The organism is Acinetobacter sp. ACNIH3, from assembly GCF_002918965.1.
In the GTDB taxonomy this organism is placed as follows: Bacteria; Pseudomonadota; Gammaproteobacteria; order Pseudomonadales; family Moraxellaceae; genus Acinetobacter; species Acinetobacter schindleri.
The window spans coordinates 78,522-93,520 of the sequence record NZ_PQLP01000001.1 but is presented as its reverse complement, the minus strand read 5'-3'; the positions used below and the strand labels follow the sequence as shown (position 1 = coordinate 93,520).

The 14,999-nt window shown below is 44.8% G+C and carries 14 protein-coding genes and 5 tRNA genes; 8 read left to right on the top strand and 11 right to left on the bottom strand.

Going from position 1 to position 14,999, the window contains the following annotated elements; all coding sequences use genetic code 11:
* Position 1: 1 nt before the first annotated feature.
* Genes C3420_RS00465 through C3420_RS00445 form a run of 5 tightly spaced genes read left to right on the top strand, consistent with a single transcriptional unit; the run spans position 2 to position 3,377 of the window.
* Complete coding sequence (locus C3420_RS00465; RefSeq protein ID WP_004896306.1) at positions 2-367, top strand: Na+/H+ antiporter subunit C; 366 nt, start codon at positions 2-4, stop codon at positions 365-367.
* Positions 367-2,178, top strand: coding sequence for a monovalent cation/H+ antiporter subunit D (locus C3420_RS00460; protein ID WP_103799983.1), 1,812 nt, complete (start codon positions 367-369; stop codon positions 2,176-2,178). Before C3420_RS00465 ends, C3420_RS00460 begins: the two co-directional genes overlap by 1 nt.
* Positions 2,178-2,696, top strand: coding sequence for a Na+/H+ antiporter subunit E (locus C3420_RS00455; RefSeq protein ID WP_004896311.1), 519 nt, complete (start codon positions 2,178-2,180; stop codon positions 2,694-2,696). Before C3420_RS00460 ends, C3420_RS00455 begins: the two co-directional genes overlap by 1 nt.
* Positions 2,693-2,968 carry a monovalent cation/H+ antiporter subunit F gene (locus tag C3420_RS00450; RefSeq protein WP_004810060.1) on the top strand — a complete coding sequence of 92 codons (276 nt, stop codon included), beginning with the start codon at positions 2,693-2,695 and terminating at the stop codon, positions 2,966-2,968. Before C3420_RS00455 ends, C3420_RS00450 begins: the two co-directional genes overlap by 4 nt.
* A 10-nt stretch (positions 2,969-2,978) precedes the next feature.
* A complete protein-coding gene (locus C3420_RS00445; protein ID WP_004810062.1) occupies positions 2,979-3,377 on the top strand; it encodes a Na+/H+ antiporter subunit G in 399 nt (132 codons plus the stop codon).
* A 145-nt stretch (positions 3,378-3,522) separates the two neighbouring features.
* On the opposite strand, the gene C3420_RS00440 is transcribed toward C3420_RS00445, so the two are convergent.
* From C3420_RS00440 to tpiA, 11 genes are all read right to left on the bottom strand, one after another.
* Complete coding sequence (locus tag C3420_RS00440) at positions 3,523-3,927, bottom strand: ribosome-binding factor A (protein ID WP_004810065.1); 405 nt, start codon at positions 3,925-3,927, stop codon at positions 3,523-3,525.
* Positions 3,927-6,635 carry a translation initiation factor IF-2 gene (gene infB, locus C3420_RS00435; protein ID WP_048881747.1) on the bottom strand — a complete coding sequence of 903 codons (2,709 nt, stop codon included), beginning with the start codon at positions 6,633-6,635 and terminating at the stop codon, positions 3,927-3,929. The genes C3420_RS00440 and infB overlap by 1 nt, the downstream gene beginning before the upstream one ends.
* Positions 6,636-6,645: 10 nt before the next feature.
* Positions 6,646-8,130, bottom strand: a complete 1,485-nt coding sequence (nusA, locus tag C3420_RS00430; RefSeq protein WP_004810069.1) for a transcription termination factor NusA — start codon at positions 8,128-8,130, stop codon at positions 6,646-6,648.
* A 35-nt stretch (positions 8,131-8,165) separates the two neighbouring features.
* Positions 8,166-8,690 carry a ribosome maturation factor RimP gene (gene rimP, locus C3420_RS00425; RefSeq protein WP_004810072.1) on the bottom strand — a complete coding sequence of 175 codons (525 nt, stop codon included), beginning with the start codon at positions 8,688-8,690 and terminating at the stop codon, positions 8,166-8,168.
* Between the two features lie 224 nt (positions 8,691-8,914).
* Positions 8,915-8,991 (bottom strand) — tRNA-Met (locus C3420_RS00420).
* A gap of 196 nt (positions 8,992-9,187) precedes the next feature.
* Positions 9,188-9,264, bottom strand: a tRNA-Met gene (locus C3420_RS00415).
* Positions 9,265-9,326: 62 nt separating this feature from the next.
* Positions 9,327-9,403: transfer RNA gene (locus C3420_RS00410), tRNA-Met, on the bottom strand.
* 82 nt (positions 9,404-9,485) lie between these two features.
* Positions 9,486-9,562 (bottom strand) — tRNA-Met (locus tag C3420_RS00405).
* A 52-nt stretch (positions 9,563-9,614) separates the two neighbouring features.
* Positions 9,615-9,699, bottom strand: a tRNA-Leu gene (locus C3420_RS00400).
* 52 nt (positions 9,700-9,751) lie between these two features.
* Entirely contained in the window at positions 9,752-10,081 is a 330-nt protein-coding gene (gene secG, locus C3420_RS00395) for a preprotein translocase subunit SecG (protein WP_004896327.1), read from the bottom strand.
* A gap of 13 nt (positions 10,082-10,094) precedes the next feature.
* Positions 10,095-10,886 (bottom strand): triose-phosphate isomerase, encoded by a 792-nt coding sequence (gene tpiA, locus C3420_RS00390; protein ID WP_103799982.1) that lies wholly within the window; start codon positions 10,884-10,886, stop codon positions 10,095-10,097.
* Between the two features lie 282 nt (positions 10,887-11,168).
* On the opposite strand from tpiA, the gene pilB reads away from it, so the two are divergent.
* From pilB to C3420_RS17755, 3 genes are read left to right on the top strand one after another with little or no spacing between them, the layout of a single operon-like run.
* Positions 11,169-12,878 carry a type IV-A pilus assembly ATPase PilB gene (pilB, locus tag C3420_RS00385; RefSeq protein WP_071319780.1) on the top strand — a complete coding sequence of 570 codons (1,710 nt, stop codon included), beginning with the start codon at positions 11,169-11,171 and terminating at the stop codon, positions 12,876-12,878.
* Positions 12,879-12,909: 31 nt separating this feature from the next.
* Positions 12,910-14,139, top strand: a complete 1,230-nt coding sequence (locus C3420_RS00380) for a type II secretion system F family protein (RefSeq protein WP_004810078.1) — start codon at positions 12,910-12,912, stop codon at positions 14,137-14,139.
* The gene (locus tag C3420_RS17755) at positions 14,139-14,999 is read left to right on the top strand and encodes a prepilin peptidase (RefSeq protein WP_004896340.1); all 861 of its coding nucleotides are present in this window, start codon (positions 14,139-14,141) and stop codon (positions 14,997-14,999) included. Before C3420_RS00380 ends, C3420_RS17755 begins: the two co-directional genes overlap by 1 nt.

The following is a 14,999-nucleotide window of genomic DNA, read 5'->3' as shown; positions in this document are numbered from 1 at the left end:
AATGATCAGTCTAGAATTTTTATTGGTCTCTGCAATTGGACTCCTGACAGCAACCGGGATCTACCTGATCCTGCGTGCCCGTACCTTCCCTGTAGTATTGGGTCTGGCAATGATCGGTTATGCCGTCAACCTGTTTCTGTTTGCCATGGGACGTATTCAGCTCAATGCACCTGCAGTCCTTACAGAAACCACCAAAACTACGGACCCACTGCCACAGGCATTGGTACTGACTGCTATTGTAATCGGATTTGCCACCACGGCATTCATTGTTCAGCTGGCACTTCGCAGCCGTTATGAATCAGGGACAGACCACGTTGATTCCAAAGAAGAAATACCAAACCATGACCCACGTGAGGATGAGCCTTAATGACTGATCTTTATAATTTCTGGGTCCAACATACACCTATTTTCAGTATTCTCCTGCCAGCATTCACTGCATTCATTCTGCTGTTATTAGGCAATCCTGGTGCAGGTTCACTGGCGACAGACTGGCGTCAACCTTGGCGTCGTGGCATCAGCCATGTCTCAACGCTGCTGGGCCTGGTGGTTTCAATCAGTTACTTGATAAGCACCAGTCAGGGACAAATCAGTGTTTATACCCTAAGTGAATGGTCTGCTCCATTTGGAATTGTACTGGTTCTGGATCAGCTGTCTGCCTTGATGCTGGTACTGACCTATGCACTGGCTGTGCCGATTATCTGGTATGCCAGTCGTGACTGGGACATGCGCGGACGTTATTTCCATGCCATGATGCATTTCCTGCTGATGGGACTCAGTGGTGCTTTCCTCACAGGTGACTTGTTCAACCTGTTTGTATTCTTTGAAATCCTGTTGATGGCATCTTATGTCCTGCTTCTGCATGGTCAAGGCAAGGCTCGTTTCCAGCTGGGTATTCACTATGTCACAATTAACCTGCTGGCTTCTGCCCTGTTTCTGATTGGCTTAGGCATGATCTACGGCAGTGTCGGCAGCCTGAATATGGCCGACGTTGCCCGACTGATGCCAACGCTGGAAAATGATCAACATAAAATTGCAGTTGCTGGTGGACTGCTGTTATTTGTGGTGTTTGGAATCAAGGCTGCCATGCTGCCTGTCGGATTCTGGCTCCCGAAAACGTATGCTGTGGCAACCACACCGGTAGCAGCCCTGTTTACCATCATGACCAAGGTGGGTATTTATGCCATCCTGCGGGTCAATGGTACGGTCTTTGATGATGAATACAGCCATCAGATTCTGATGAACTGTCTGATGGTTATTGGTCTGATCACGTCGTTATATGGTGCTGTGGCAGCTATTGGCACAGATCGTTTGCGTCGCTTCATTGGTTTTATGCTGCTGTCTTCAGTGGGTACTATTCTGATTGCAATTGCCTTGAATAATTCAGCAGCTTGGGCTGGTGGTTTGTACTATATGGTGCACAGTACCGTGATTGCTGCTGCTTTCTATATGCTTAGCGGCTGGATCACCTCTCAGCGTGGTGAGTTTAAAGATCATTTTAAAATCGCACCACAGATGAAACAGAATACCCTGGTATCGATAGTCTACTTTATCATTGCCTTGATGATGGCCGGTCTGCCACCATTTAGTGGTTTCTTCGGTAAGGTCTTTATCTTGCAGGCTACGACAGGCTCACCTTATCAGATGATCATCATTATTACGGTGCTACTGGTTAGCTTGCTGAGTATTCTAGCCTTTACCCGGGTTGGTTTTATCCTGTTCTGGCGGGCCAGCAAACCGGATGATAATGTCCATTCTGAAGCCTTTACCCAGTACGAAACCCTGCCAAGCCGGGCACCTTTGCGTAATGATAAGGTGATTTACCTGTTGCTCGCCGGACTGACAGCCTATGTGGTATTTGCTTCACCTATCTATAATTATGTGTATCGCACTGCTGTACAAATTAAAGATAATCCAGTCTATGAAGCGGCATTATTGAAACGTGATGCTGAAGGCAAGGTCATTAGCGTGCAGCCATTTGACCCGGAATATTTGCCTGAAACCAAATATGGTGGGGAAAATCCAGATCCAAATGCACATCTGATTCCATATGTAATTTCACCGGCAACTTTAGAAGGTGAAAATATTTCTGAATTCAAACAGCGTCAGATCAATGAACAGTATATTGAACAGAAAAATGCGCCAAGCGATAACCAGCTTAAACCGCAGGAGGGACCATAATGAAAGCATCGTTCTTACGCCGCTGGTTCCCTCATCCACTGGTTTCCGTCATTGTCGGAGTAAGCTGGTCTTTACTCAATCATAGTCTGGATGCAGGTACACTCGTCACCGCATTAGTCCTTGCAGTATTAATTCCACGAATGGTATTCCGGTTTATTGACTATACACCGAATATTCACTGGCTACCCGCCATTCGTCTGTTCTTTGTGGTGATCTGGGACGTTATTGTTGCCAATATTAAAGTCGCTATTCTGGTCTTAGGACCAACCAAAAATTTGCATCCCAAATGGTTCCGTGTTCCTTTGGATACTGAACATGAAGAAGTAAATGCCTTACTGGCAATGATCATTACCACAACGCCAGGTACGGTATCTGCCGGAATTGATCAGGATCGTGGCGACATTTTGGTGCATGCCTTAAGTACCGACGATGAAGCTGCTGAGATTGAAGTTATCAAACAGCGCTATGAACGTCCACTGATTGAGATTTTTAGCGCTCAGACTGGAGAAAATGCATGACGATTTTGCCTTATGCCTTACTGATTTGTCTGGGTGCCGTGACCATTTCCATGTTCCTGTGTCTGGCACGTCTGGTCATAGGACCCTCAATTGTGGACCGACTATTGGCTCTGGATACTCTGTTCCTGAATGCTACCTGTCTGGTCGTCATCCTCGGTATTTACTGGGCCAGTACCTTTATGTTTGAAGGTGCTTTACTCGTGGCAATGTTAGGTTTCGTCTCTACGGCTGCGCTGGCACGTTACTTTACCACTGGCCATGTGATCGATTAGGAGTTCTCAGATGCAATTATACCTAGAAATTCTGATCTCGATTTTCCTGCTGATCGGTTCATTCTTTATGCTGGTCGGCGGGATTGGTATGGTTCGATTACCCGACCTGTTTATGCGCCTGCATGCACCGACCAAGTCCAGTACCTTGGGCCTCGGTAGCTTCCTGATTGCTGCGATGATCTATTCTGCAAGCTTTGGTCGTTTTGGTTTTGCTGAAGTGCTGATTACCCTGTTTGCCTTTATTACAGCACCAGTTTCGGCCAATCTGATGGCTCAGGCAGCACTGCACTTACGTTTGCGCTCAATGAGTGGTGAAGTACCGGAAGCACTGGAACGTCCCCTGCCCTGGCAGAAAACCCGTCGTCGTGCTTTCTTTGAAAAGAAGAACTGCGATGATGATTTAAAATAACAAAGGCTTTTATTTCCTTCGGTTCTCCTTCTGGAAGGAAAATAGAAAGCGGATATAAATAAGCATGAAAGTCTTTTTCCTTTATTTCTCAAGCCTAATAAAAAAGCCACCCGAAGGTGGCTTTTTTATTGCACTTGATCAGCGCTTATTCTTCATCTTTCTTGTCTTCAGCTGGAGGTAAATCCTTCACAGCTTCAGCAATCAGACCAAACATATAGTTACCATATGCATTGGTTTTGTCGTAATGGAAACGCAGACGTGGCGTAATACGTGTCTTGATACGACGGCTTAGTTCGTGGCGCAAGAAACCAGACGCTTTATTTAACACATCCAGCGTTTCTTTATTTGCCGCTTCACTTTGCTCATCACCCAGTTCACGACCCATTACAGTCACATAAACTTCAGCATAGCCTAAATCAGGGCTGACTTTCACCGCCGAGATGGTCACCAGACCACCCAAACGTGGATCTTTAAGCTCCTGACGAATCAGTTCAGAGAGTTCTCTCTGAACTGTATCAGCCATACGCTTAAGACGCTGACTACCCGCCATTAAAGACTCCGTTTAATCAGTTGAACATCATACACTTCGATCTTGTCGAGAGGTTTGATGTCTTTATAGCCTTTCACTGCAAGACCACATTCCATACCCGCACGAACTTCTTCAACCACTTCTTTATAGCGACGTAGAGATTCAAGTTCACCTTGGAACACAACTACGTCATCACGTAATACGCGAATCGGTTTGTTACGGTGTAAAGTACCCTCAAGTACCATACAGCCCGCAGCTGCACCAAATTTACTAGAGTGGAATACTTCACGTACTTGCGCAACACCAAGAATTGTTTCACGGTGTTCAGGTGCAAGCTTACCGCTCATGGCTGCTTTCACATCGTCGATCAACTGGTAGATTACTGAGTAGTAACGGATATCGATACTGTCAGCATCTGCTTTTTGACGCGCAGTGTTGTCGGCACGAACGTTAAAGCCTAGAAGTACAGCTTCAGAAGATTCAGCAAGTGTTACGTCAGACTCGGTGATTGCACCGACACCTGAACCAATAATACGTACTTTAACTTCGTCGGTTGCCAGGTCAGCAAGCGCAACGTGTAATGCTTCCAATGTACCACGTACATCAGTTTTCAGAACCACATTCACAATCGGCACATCTTTCTTGCCCATTGATGCCATGATGTTCTCAAGACGCATTGCAGATTGACGCTCAAGACGTTTTTGACGTTCACGATCCATACGCGCATCAGCAACTTCACGTGCTTTTTTCTCGTCATTCACAACAAGAACTTCGTCACCTGCCATTGGCGCTTCTGGAAGACCCAAGATTTCCACTGGAATCGAAGGACCTGCAGATTGAATACGTTTACCGTTTTCATCTGTCATGGCACGAACTCGGCCGTATGATGAACCTGCAAGAACAAGATCACCTACTTTCAAGGTACCGTTTTGTACAAGGATTGACGTTACTGCACCACGAGAGTTATCAACACGTGCTTCAATAACTACACCTTGTGCAGCACCTTCTTCAGAAGCTTTAAGCTCTAGAAGTTCAGCCTGAATTAAAATCAGATCAAGAAGCTCGTCGATACCGGCACCTGTGTGCGCAGAAACCATGGCCACAGGAACGTCACCGCCCCACTGTTCAGGCACGATTTCTTTGGTCGTCAATTCATTCAATACGCGATCTGGATCAGCAGATTCTTTATCCATTTTGTTGATCGCAACGATGATTGGCGTACCCGCAGCACGCGCATGGTCAATTGCTTCAGCAGTTTGTGGCATTACACCATCATCTGCCGCCACAACTAACACTACAATATCAGTCGCTTTCGCACCGCGTGAACGCATTGCTGTAAATGCTGCGTGTCCCGGAGTATCCAAGAAAGTGATGATGCCTTTATCAGTTGTTACGTGGTAAGCACCGATATGCTGTGTAATACCACCCGCTTCACCCGCAGCCACTTTGGCACGACGAATACGGTCAAGCAGCGATGTTTTACCATGGTCAACGTGACCCATGATGGTAACAACAGGTGCACGTGTAGATTGCACACCACGCGCCTCTTCAGCTTGTTCCATCAGCGTATCTTCTGCTGCAGTTTCAGAAACCAGTACCGGATGATGGCCCATTTCTTCAACGATCAGCGCAGCAACTTCCTGGTCAATCGCCTGGTTCTGAGTAACCAGTTCACCCATTTTCATCAGTGATTTGATGACTTCACGAACTTTAACTGCCATTTTCGCAGCCAGATCAGCAACGACAATCGTTTCACCGATTTCAACGTCATAAACTTGTTTCTTAACAGGTTTTTCGAAGCCATGTTTGTTCGATTGACTTGTTTTCAGACCACGTTTATGTGAGTTATCACGGAAAGATTGCTCTTCACCACGACGACCACCTTTCTTAGATGAGCGAGTATTATTCGTGTTCGTACCACGTTTAATTTCACGGTCTTCTTTTGCGAAAGAGTCTTCGTATGCTTGGCCAACCAGACCAGCAGCAAGAGGAGAATCATCAACAACACGAATCGTTGCTGTGGTATCTTCCGCCGTGTACTTAGAGGCCATTTGACGCATTTGTTCAAGCGTACGTTGTTGCGCTTCTTCAGCAGCCTTACGACGTGCAGCTTCTTCAACAGCTTTGAGTTGTGCTGCTTGCGCTTCACGTGCTTTTTTCTGTTCAGCAGTTTCAGTCGGTTTAACAACCTGCTTCACAATTGGTTTGTTTGTAGATTTGCGTTTTACAACTACAGCCGCTTTAGAAACTTCTTGCTTGTCGCTGGTTTGTTTCGCAGCAGCACGCATTGCTTCTAATGCTTTGCTGGCATTGTTTGCACCTGATTTTGGTGCATCAGCTGGCTTCGGCGCTGCTGGTTTTTGCTCAGCTTCAGCTTTTGCTTGCTGTTCAGCTTGCGCTTTTGCCAGTGCTTCTGCCTTGATTTGTTCTGGATCAGGCTTAGTAAATGTATGTTTCTTGCGAACTTCTACATTAATGGTTTTTGCCTTACCCGAAGTACTGGCTACTTTAGCCGTACTGGTCGTTTTACGTTTCAACGTGATTTGTCCTGCATGACCATCCGAACCTTGTGATTTTTTCACATGGCTCATCAGGTGATCTTGTTGTTCGGCGGTAATAATTTCGTCAGATTTGCTCTGTGGTAAACCTGCCTCACGAACCTGTTCCAGGAGCTTCTCAACTGGGCGACCCAATTTGAGGGCTAACTCTTTAATCGACTTGTCCGTCATATACTACCTCCTAGTTAAACCATGATTCGCGCGCTTTCATAATGAGCTGACCCGCTTTTTCAGCGCCTAAACCTTCAATATCTGCGATATCGTCAGTTGCCTGATCTGCAAGGTCATCCACTGTTACCACACCACGAGCTGCTAGAGCTTGCGCGATCTCTGCTGTCATGCCATCCATTGCAACAAGTTCTTCACTTGGCGCTTGTACGTTTTCTTGCTGTTGTAATGCATCAGCAAGTGCAACTTCTTTTGCACGGCTTTGCAGTAGTTCAACCAGTTCCGCATCCAGTTCGATTTCATCAAACGTTTCTGCAGGTACGTATGCAATTTCTTCAAGCGAGGTGAAGCCCATTTCTACCAACGCCATAGCCAAATCTTCAGCAATATCCAGACGTGTTACAAACATGTCCAGGTATTTTTGTGCTTCGCTTTGTTGACGTGCGTAGTATTCTTCTTCCAGCATCATATCCAGCTTGTAGCCAGTCAGTTCCGATGCCAGACGAACGTTCTGACCCTGTGAACCAATCGCACGAGCCAACTGATCACTCGTTGCGAAAATGATGTCTGCAGTACGTGCATCTTCATCGATAACAATACTGGATACATCTGCTGGTTCAAGTGCGCTTGCGATGTACTGAGCAGGATCATCTGACCATACTACGACATCAATACGCTCACCATTGAGTTCCTGTTGTACTGCCTGGATACGTGTACCACGCATACCAATACAAGCACCAACCGGATCAATACGGTGGTCATTTGTTTTCACTGCAATTTTGGCACGTACACCTGGCTGGCGTGCGGCTGCCTTGATTTCAATGATTTCTTCCGAGATTTCTGGAATCTCTTTTTTCATCAATGCGATCAGCATTTCAGGTTTAGCACGAGAAAGCTGTAGCTGAGCACCACGACCTTCACGGTTGACATTGAAAAGAATCGCATTCACGCGTTGTTTCGGGCGAAGGATTTCCTTCGGAATCATTTCTTCACGTGCAAGATATGCTTCAGCATTATCCCCTAAGTCAATAATGAAACCGTCTTTGGTTTGTTTTTTCACTTCACCGTAGATCAGCTCACCGACTTTAGATTCATAAGCATCAGCAACCAGTGCACGTTCTGCTTCACGAATCTTTTGTACAATCACCTGTTTAGCAATCTGTGCAGCAATACGACCGAAATCGATTGACTCAACTTCCAGCTCACGAATGTCACCGATTGACCATTTTGCCGGATCAACATCAGAGATGGCATCCTGACAAGCTGGCATTTCATGATCTTCGTCTGCAACCACTTCCCATTGACGGAAAGTACGGTAGTCACCAGTTTTACGATCGATTTCTACACGTAAACGTGCTTCTTCCGAGTTAGTTCCTTCGTAGAACTTCTTCTTGGTCGCTGCAACTAAAGCTTGTTCTAGTGCTTCAAAAATTGCTTCACGAGGTACACCTTTTTCGTTACTAACCGTTTCAACGACGGTAAGAATTTCACGTGCCATATGTCACCTATTCGTTCAGATTCTTATTGATTTAGTTAATCTTGATAGACCAAATTTGCTTTATCGATATTGTGACTGTCGATGTCCAGAACCTGCTGCTTTTCTACTTCTACCTGAATCATTTCATTTTCAAGGTCGACTGCAACCAGTTTTGCCTGGAATTTACGACGGTTGTCCACCGCACTAATCAGACGTAAGGCAACGGTCTGACCGATATAATCTGCCATTTGCTGAAGCTGGAAGAATGGACGGTCCCAGCCTGGAGACGACACTTCAAGTGCATATTCACCTGAAATCGGATCATGTACGTCTAGCATCGCGCCCACCTGTTGGGTAACGCGTACGCAGTCCTGCACACCAATTCCGCGGCCCTGCTCCACTTCACCGTCTTCATTGATGACCGGTTCAGCAGTTGGATCGACTGGCTTGTCGATATAAATACGTAATAGAGAACGTTTACCCTGAGGAACAAATTCGATTCCCCAAAGATCTACATCACAGGCTTCAACTGCAGGTGCAATCAAGTCCTGAAGTGCTTGAGTTTTATTTGATAGCTTCATTTACTCTCGTCATCTGGTGCGATTTTATGATCTATTTGACCACTACAAACCAATACAAACTATAGTAGTAGTGAAACATGGAGATATGACCAAATTTTGTCGACACTACACGATAGCCAATAAAAAAGGGCGTAAATCGCCCCAATTAATGCACAATTTCGGATTTTTTCAAATCCCACTGTGCAAAAAGGCCCACCATAGTTGTGAGCCTCTTTTAAGAAACTTGGTAGCGGGAGCTGGATTTGAACCAACGACCTTCGGGTTATGAGCCCGACGAGCTACCAGACTGCTCCATCCCGCATCAACGTGCAAAAATTATATACAAAAGACGATAAGTTTTCAATCAAAACTATCTCTATCGATATGTTGGTCTTTTGTCGCTGAAAAATTGGCAGCGCTCACTGGACTTTAATCCAACGATCTTCGAGATTTTATAAAGAGTTGAGCCCGACGAGCTTGCAACTGATTAAAATAACGAAACCACACTTTCCAAAAAGTGGTAGCGGGAGCTGGATTTGAACCAACGACCTTCGGGTTATGAGCCCGACGAGCTACCAGACTGCTCCATCCCGCATCAGCGTACAAAAAACTTTTCAGTTCATAGAACTGCCTTTAAAGTTTGCGTCTTTAAAGGATTGGTAGCGGGAGCTGGATTTGAACCAACGACCTTCGGGTTATGAGCCCGACGAGCTACCAGACTGCTCCATCCCGCAACAACATGCAAATAACTCTTCTCAACTTAAAACTGGTTTCAAGTTGCCTCTTTAAAGTTTGCGTCTTTATAAAAGGATTGATTGGTAGCGGGAGCTGGATTTGAACCAACGACCTTCGGGTTATGAGCCCGACGAGCTACCAGACTGCTCCATCCCGCAACAACAGAAGTTTTTTAGCTGCATACACCAACTTATGTTCTGGATTATAAGTTGGTGCGGAAGGGGGGACTTGAACCCCCACGCCCGAAAGCACTACCACCTCAAGGTAGCGTGTCTACCAATTCCACCACCACCGCAGCTGCAGGCATTCTATTCGCATCATGCACAAAAAGAAAGCCTTTGGCGAAATTATTCACCAGTTTTTGGTGCAGTTGGTGAAGTTTCAGCCGATTGAGCAGGTGCAGTCTGAGTCGTTGGAACGCTATTCAGAGTATAAGCATCTGTGGTCTGCTTTTTGGCAAATACCGCCAAAGTCAAGCTGGTAATAAAGAACAATGCCGTAAATACTGCAGTCAAACGGGTCAGGAAATTACCTGAACCTGAAGCACCAAAAACAGTCGCAGCACCGCCACCACCGAAAGATGCACCAGCATCTGCACCTTTACCATGCTGAACTAAAATCAAGACAATCATCAAAATCGCTAAGATAATATGTACTACCAGCACAAAAGTTTGCATGCTGAACTCCTAATTATTGTGTATTTGCAAATGCCTGGGCAATTTTATGAAATGAATCGGCATTGAGTGATGCACCACCCACCAGTGCCCCATTGATATCAGGACAGGCTGCCAACTCTACTGCATTTTCAGGTTTAACACTACCACCATACAGAATTGCAGTGGTTTCACCATAACCAGTAATCTGTTTTAGACCTTGACGGATCTGAGCATGCATCGCTTGTGCATCTTCCGGAGAAGCAGTTTTACCAGTACCAATCGCCCAGATCGGTTCATAGGCAATTACAATATTCTTCCATTGCTCTGCTTCAACTACAGCCGCGATATCACAGATCTGCTGCAATACCACAGCTTCCGCCTGACCGGCTTCACGCTGTTCCAGACTTTCACCTACACAATAAATCACAGTCAAACCTGCATTTAAAGCATTTTTGATTTTGGTATTGAGAATCTCTCGTGACTCACCAAAGATTTCACGACGTTCAGAATGTCCTACCAGAACATAACCAATACCACTGTCTGCCAGCAGTTCTGCACTCACTTCGCCCGTATAGGCGCCCATGCCTGCAATACGAGATACATCCTGAGCAACGGCATAAACCGGACGAACGGCGGAAGCCATTTCAGCCTGAACCTGAGTGAGTGCAATTGCTACAGGGGCTACGCCTAAATGACACTTTTCTGCTGAAATCGGTGTAGATTCAAGTAAATCTTTCACCCCACGAAGCAATATCTGCGCATCTGTCTGCAGCGGGTTCATTTTCCAGTTACCCACTACCCATGGGGTAATCGTCGACAACGACATAAACAACCTATTCTGAATACCTATCTTTAATTGGGCACATTCTACACGGAATTAGAAAATTTGAAGAAGAGTTTTCTTGCGGCATTTTCAGTGCCAGGTCTGTTCAAACTGCTCATTTTTTGTTATCACTTAAGATTATGGGGATCACTTCTTAGGATTCATTCAGTATTTTGAATATTAATGCGAAGAAGGCAGCATTTTACGCTATGGTAATTTTACGCAAGCAACGTATAATTTTGATAAAGCAATTAAAACAATTTTGATTCACGGGCATATTAGAGCATGACAGCAATTCAGGGATCTCCAAGATTTACGGGGTTTATTCGTCGACTTGTCGATGAAGGGGTTATATCCGCAGAAGATATGCAGGGTGCTTTGAGCAGTGCCAAAAAAGATAAAATTGATATTGTTCCCTATCTGATTGAACATCACCGCCTCTCGCCAACCAAAATCGCAGAAACGATTTCTCTTGAATTCGGTGAACCGCTATTTGATATCAGTGCCTATGATCCTGCCCTGATCGTACGCGAAGATTTTGATGAAAAGATCATTACCAAACACCGCGTGCTGCCAATCTTTAAAAATAGCAATATTCTGTTTATCGCGACCAGCAATCCGACCAATATCGAAGCAATTGATGCTGTCCGTTTTGCGACCAAACTCAATATTGAAACCATCATTGTTGAACATAATAAACTCGAAAAACTGATCGAGCAGAATTTTACTGAAGAAAGCACCTTTGACTTTGATGATGATTTTGATCTAGATGTTGATATCGATAACTCTGACCCGAATAAAGATGATGAGGATGACAATAAAGGTGATGAAGCACCCATTGTTAAATATATTAATAAGTTACTGATTGATGCAATCCGTATGGGTGCATCTGATTTACACTTTGAACCTTATGAAAAAATGTACCGTGTGCGTTACCGTGTCGACGGGGTCTTGCGTCAAATCGCCACGCCACCTTTACAGCTTGCAACACGTCTGGCTTCACGTCTTAAAGTTATGTCACAAATGGATATTTCCGAGAAGCGTGTGCCTCAAGATGGCCGGATCAAGTTAAAACTCTCTAAAAATAAGGCTATCGATTTCCGTGTCAACTCACTTCCAACCTTGTTTGGGGAAAAACTGGTACTGCGTATTCTGGATCCATCGAGTGCCATGCTGGGTATTGATGCTTTGGGGTATGAGCCTGATCAAAAAGCCTTATTTATGGAGGCACTAGATAAGCCTCAAGGTATGCTGTTAATTACCGGTCCGACAGGCTCTGGTAAAACTGTATCTCTTTATACCGGTTTAAATATCCTGAATCGTGAAGACACCAATATTTCAACTGCTGAAGACCCCGTTGAAATTAACTTGCAAGGGATCAATCAGGTTAACGTCAATAATAAAGTCGGCCTAACCTTCTCTGCTGCCTTGAAATCATTTCTGCGCCAGGATCCTGATATTGTCATGGTCGGTGAGATCCGTGACCTGGAAACTGCAGAGATTGCAATCAAGGCAGCACAAACAGGTCATATGGTGATGTCAACACTACATACCAACAGCGCACCAGAAACCCTGACCCGTTTACGTAATATGGGTGTGCCATCATTTAACATTGCCACCTCGGTGAATTTGGTTATTGCTCAGCGTTTGGCGCGTCGCCTTTGCCCACATTGCAAAAAACCGGCAGATATTCCACGTCAGAGCCTGCTTGAAATGGGCTTTAGCGATGATGATTTACAGAATCCGGAATTTAGTATTTTTGAACCTGTCGGATGTAACGAATGTCGTGAAGGGTATAAAGGTCGAGTCGGTATTTATGAAGTCATGAAAGTGACACCAGAGATTTCACGTATTATTATGGAAGATGGCAATGCAATTGAGATTGCCGAAGCGTCCGCACGCGCAGGTTTTAACAATTTACGCCGATCAGGGTTATTAAAGGTAATGCAGGGGGTGACTTCTCTTCAGGAAGTCAATCGTGTTACCAGCGAATGATCAGGTGCTGCTATAAAATAAGGATAAACTCATGGCTTCAGTGAAAAAAGGTCAAATGATGCCGACCTTTACCTATGAAGGGGTAGACCGTAAAGGTATAAAGATTAAAGGGGAAATACCTGCACGTAACCTCGCCTTGGCCAAGGTCACATTGCGTAAGCAGGGTATCAGTATCAAGAGTATTCGAGAAAAAAAGAAGAATATTCTTGAAGGCCTGATGAAGAAAAAAGTGACCACACTGGATATCACCATTTTTACCCGTCAGCTTGCTACCATGATGAAAGCCGGTGTACCACTCGTACAAGGCTTTGAAATTGTAGCGGAAGGCCTTGAAAATCCTTCAATGCGCGAGGTTGTACTCGGGATTAAAGGTGAGGTTGAAGGCGGAAATACCTTTGCAGGTGCACTGCGCAAGTATCCTCAATACTTTGATAAGCTATTCTGTTCGCTGGTTGAATCCGGTGAACAATCGGGTGCTTTAGAGACTATGCTGGATCGTGTTGCGATTTATAAAGAAAAAAGTGAACTGTTAAAGCAGAAAATTAAAAAAGCCATGAAATACCCAGCAACAGTGGTTGTTGTTGCAATTATTGTTACGATTATTTTGATGGTTAAAGTCGTTCCAGTCTTCCAGGATCTCTTCTCGTCATTTGGTGCAGACTTGCCAGCATTTACAAAAATGGTAGTCAATATGTCTGAATGGATGCAGAAATACTGGTTCCTGCTGATCATTGGGATTGGTGTAGTCATTACTGCTTTCCTGGAAGCAAAAAAACGCAGTAAAAAATTCCGTGATTTCTTGGATAAGGCTGCACTAAAAGCGCCTATCTTTGGTGATCTGGTTTATAAAGCGATTATTGCTCGTTATAGTCGTACTCTGGCAACGACTTTTGCTGCTGGTGTTCCATTAATTGATGCACTGGAATCAACTGCAGGCGCTACAAATAATGTAGTTTATGAAGATGCGGTAATGAAAATTCGTGAGGATGTTGCTACTGGCCAACAACTGCAATTCGCCATGCGTGTTACCAATAAGTTTCCTTCTATGGCCGTGCAAATGGTCTCGATTGGTGAAGAATCTGGTGCACTAGATGCCATGCTGGATAAAGTTGCGACCCATTATGAAAATGAAGTCGACAATGCCGTTGATGGTTTGACCTCCATGATGGAGCCATTGATTATGGCCGTTCTTGGTGTGCTTGTAGGTGGTCTTGTTATTGCAATGTACCTGCCAATTTTCCAGATGGGTTCCGTGGTTTAATGCAAGATCTTATTTTATATTTCACTCAAAACCCGACTGCGCTCTATATTGCAGTCGGGCTTTTTAGTCTCTGTATCGGTAGTTTCCTGAATGTCGTAATTTACCGCACCCCTAAAATGATGGAACAGGAATGGCGTAACGACTGCCAGCTGTTTTTACACCCTGATCAACCGATCATTGATGAAAGCAAGCTTACATTAAGTAAACCTGCGTCGACCTGTCCAAAATGTCATACATCAATTCGCTGGTATCAAAATATCCCCGTGATCAGCTGGTTAGCCTTGCGTGGTAAATGTGCGAACTGTCAAAATCCAATTAGTGCCCGTTATCCATTCATTGAAATTCTAACAGCAGTTTGTGCATTGACCGTTTTGGCTGTATTTGGTCCTACAATACAAATGTTGTTCGGTCTGGTGCTGACTTATATTCTCATTGCACTAACCTTTATTGACTTTGATACCCAGCTGCTTCCAGATCGCTATACCCTTCCGCTTGCAGCTTTAGGCTTAGGGGTAAATAGCTATGCAATTTACACCTCACCAACTTCAGCCATCTGGGGTTATATCATCGGCTTCCTGTGTTTATGGGTCGTGTACTACCTGTTCAAAATAGTAACTGGTAAAGAAGGCATGGGTTATGGTGACTTTAAATTGCTGGCTGCTTTAGGTGCCTGGATGGGACCGTTAATGTTGCCACTAGTTGTATTATTGTCATCACTCGTTGGTGCAATTATTGGCATTATTCTGTTAAAAGTACGTAAGGAAAATCAGCCTTTTGCTTTTGGTCCTTATATTGCCATTGCCGGCTGGATCGCTTTCCTGTGGGGCGAGCAGATTATGAAAGTCTATTTAGGTCAATAA